Origin of the sequence: Vibrio thalassae, from assembly GCF_900089835.1 — a bacterium.
Lineage (GTDB): Bacteria > Pseudomonadota > Gammaproteobacteria > Enterobacterales > Vibrionaceae > Vibrio > Vibrio thalassae.
On record NZ_OANU01000128.1, the window covers coordinates 1 to 2,364 of the forward strand.

Below are 2,364 nucleotides of genomic sequence, written 5' to 3' on the forward strand. Positions count from 1 at the left end.
GTATCCGCCCCATAAACCCACGGGGCGATATTGTTAGTGTTTGAAGTTCCAGGGCAGGAGCGCATCGATATTTGGCTCTGCTTTCGCCAGCTCTTGCATGCATTTAACCATGTAATCGTAGAGGATGAGACCGTTGACCTTCGCTGTCTCGACGATGCTATAAAGCATCGCGCTCGCATCAGCTCCCTTTGGATTGGTTGAAAAAAGCCAATTTTTTCTGCCAATAACCAGCGGTTTAATTGCGCGTTCAGCGCGATTATTGTCGATAGATAAGTGACCATCATCGATGTAACGGATAAGTTTCGGCCACTGACCAAGCGTGTATTTTATCGCTTTGCCTAACGGACTTGACTCTATCACTCGCTGAGTCGTCATCCACTCATAAAGCTCATCGAGTATCGGTTTAGCATGGGTTTGTCGTTCGGCTCTCTTTTCATTCGCCGATGCGCCTTTTAACCTCGACTCAATGCCATAAAGTTTTTGGATTTTAGCCAAGGCATTGTCTGCTTTGCCTGACTTGCCTTTACCTTGCAGCTTTTTCGCGTCCATGAACTTACGCCGTGCATGCGCCATGCAGCCAACATTGGTCACTTGGTGGAGCCCATCATAGGCACCATAGCCATCAGTTTGCAGATAACCACGGTAATCCCCCAAGAAGGCAACAGGGCATGCCCTAGCGCGACTGTTTTGATAGTCGTACAAGGCGATATTTTTCACATTGGGTAGTGCGGCATCTGGTGAGTCTGCGCCCGAGCAGTAGAGCCACATGTAACATTGTTTATCTTCCTTGAGCACATTGAGCGGCGTTTCATCCGCCTGAACCACCACTTGTTGAAGTAAGTGCTCTTTTAGGGCGGCATAAAGGGGTTCGAACTTCTCACTGACTTGTATAACCCATCTAGCCATAGTCGTGCGCGATAGTTCGATACCCGATTGGGTAAACAACGACTCTTGTCGATAAAGTGGCATTGCGTATTGGTATTTGCCAAGGATGATATTGGCAAGCAAGCTTTCTGTGGCGAAGCTCTTGGGAATAATGCTTTGTGGCGCTGGCTTTTGAACGATGTGGCTTTTGTCTTCTGTTTGTTCGCACTGACGACAAGCATATTTAGGACGAACATATTCCAGCACTTTGAGTACCGCTGGCGAGAACTCTAGCTTTTCACTGCGGTCTTCGCCGATTTTGTGCAGAGTGTGATTACAGCATGAACACTGCTTTTCATGGTCGTCTAAATCAAGTTCAATAACTTCTCGAGGCAAGGTCTGTGGAAGTGGCTTACGTTTTCCACGCTTCTTCGTTGTGGTGGTGGTCGTGACCTCAACTTCTTCATCTTTAGTGGCTTCACATTCCACTTCGTTGAAGAGGTCACCTTGCGACTCATTGTAAGGCTTTAATGCCTCCGAGCGTCTAGCGAACTGACGGTCGAAGGCAAGCTTGAGCTGTTCAAGTAGAGACTGGCGCTCTTGTTTCAATTGGATTTCTGACGCCATCAGTGTTTTCACCATCGCTTGTAGCTCGGCAACATCTTGGCTTTCTGGGTTGATATTTGGCGTCTTTTTCATGGCATTTATTATACTAAAATCATGCCGTTAACGCTTGGTGGATAAGGCTAAATTATCGATTAAGTCATTGTAAAATCGTTTATTCGTACGGGTTTATGGCCGATAATCGTGAAGCCAGCAAGCAGTCTATCAAGCTCAAATTGAGTCAGGATAAACACCTCATTTTTCTCTTTTGAGGGCCATTTGTACTTGGCTTTCTCAAGACGTTTATACCAGAGAGCGAAGCCTGTTTTATCCCAGTACAGCACTTTGATTTTGTCACGCTGTTTGTTGGTGAACAGGAACAGTGCACCGCTGCCCAAAGATAAGTCGGTGTCACTTTCGATAATCGCCGCGAGGCCGTTGATAGACTTTCTAAAATCGACACTCTCACGATACAGATAAATCTCTGGGGCGCTGAGCATGCGTTTCATGACAAAGCACCGATAAGCTCTGCCAGATAGGTCGCTGGCGTGCCTTGTGGAATGCTCAGCTCAACATCATTTATGAGAAGAGTCATGTGAGCGGTTGCACTCTGAACTTGATACTTCGTCGTCTTTTCGACAACTTCAGCTCGGACAAAGCCCAGAGAGACATCCACTTTTTTGAGTTGCTGGCGCTTGGCATAAAACGTTGAGGGATTGAGTTCATTGAGCTTACAAAATGCACGCGTTGACAATGAACTCGATTCAGATTGCTCGATGAGCATTTGCCATTCTTGATTAGTGTGTCGTTTTCCCATTTCAAATCTCCTCATGGTTGGAGATTTGATCTTATTATTCGTGCTAGGTGATTAGAATGCGGGGTTTATGACGCGCTTAC

General features: G+C 46.4%; 3 protein-coding genes. All 3 read right to left on the bottom strand.

The window, feature by feature from the left end; all coding sequences use genetic code 11:
- Positions 1 to 33: 33 nt before the first annotated feature.
- The 3 genes from tnpC to tnpA are packed head-to-tail and all read right to left on the bottom strand — an operon-like array spanning position 34 to position 2,284.
- Positions 34 to 1,563 (bottom strand): IS66 family transposase, encoded by a 1,530-nt coding sequence (tnpC, locus tag VTH8203_RS22100; RefSeq protein ID WP_096995601.1) that lies wholly within the window; start codon positions 1,561 to 1,563, stop codon positions 34 to 36.
- Between the two features lie 59 nt (positions 1,564 to 1,622).
- A complete protein-coding gene (tnpB, locus tag VTH8203_RS22105) occupies positions 1,623 to 1,976 on the bottom strand; it encodes an IS66 family insertion sequence element accessory protein TnpB (RefSeq protein ID WP_096995602.1) in 354 nt (117 codons plus the stop codon).
- Positions 1,973 to 2,284 carry an IS66 family insertion sequence element accessory protein TnpA gene (gene tnpA, locus VTH8203_RS22110; protein WP_096995603.1) on the bottom strand — a complete coding sequence of 104 codons (312 nt, stop codon included), beginning with the start codon at positions 2,282 to 2,284 and terminating at the stop codon, positions 1,973 to 1,975. The genes tnpB and tnpA overlap by 4 nt, the downstream gene beginning before the upstream one ends.
- Positions 2,285 to 2,364: the final 80 nt, after the last annotated feature.

Coding starts and splice junctions, on each gene's coding strand:
- tnpC (WP_096995601.1), bottom strand. CDS start 1,563: ATGAAAAAGACGCCAAATATCAACCCAGAAAGCCAAGATGTTGCCGAG.
- tnpB (WP_096995602.1), bottom strand. CDS start 1,976: ATGAAACGCATGCTCAGCGCCCCAGAGATTTATCTGTATCGTGAGAGT.
- tnpA (WP_096995603.1), bottom strand. CDS start 2,284: ATGGGAAAACGACACACTAATCAAGAATGGCAAATGCTCATCGAGCAA.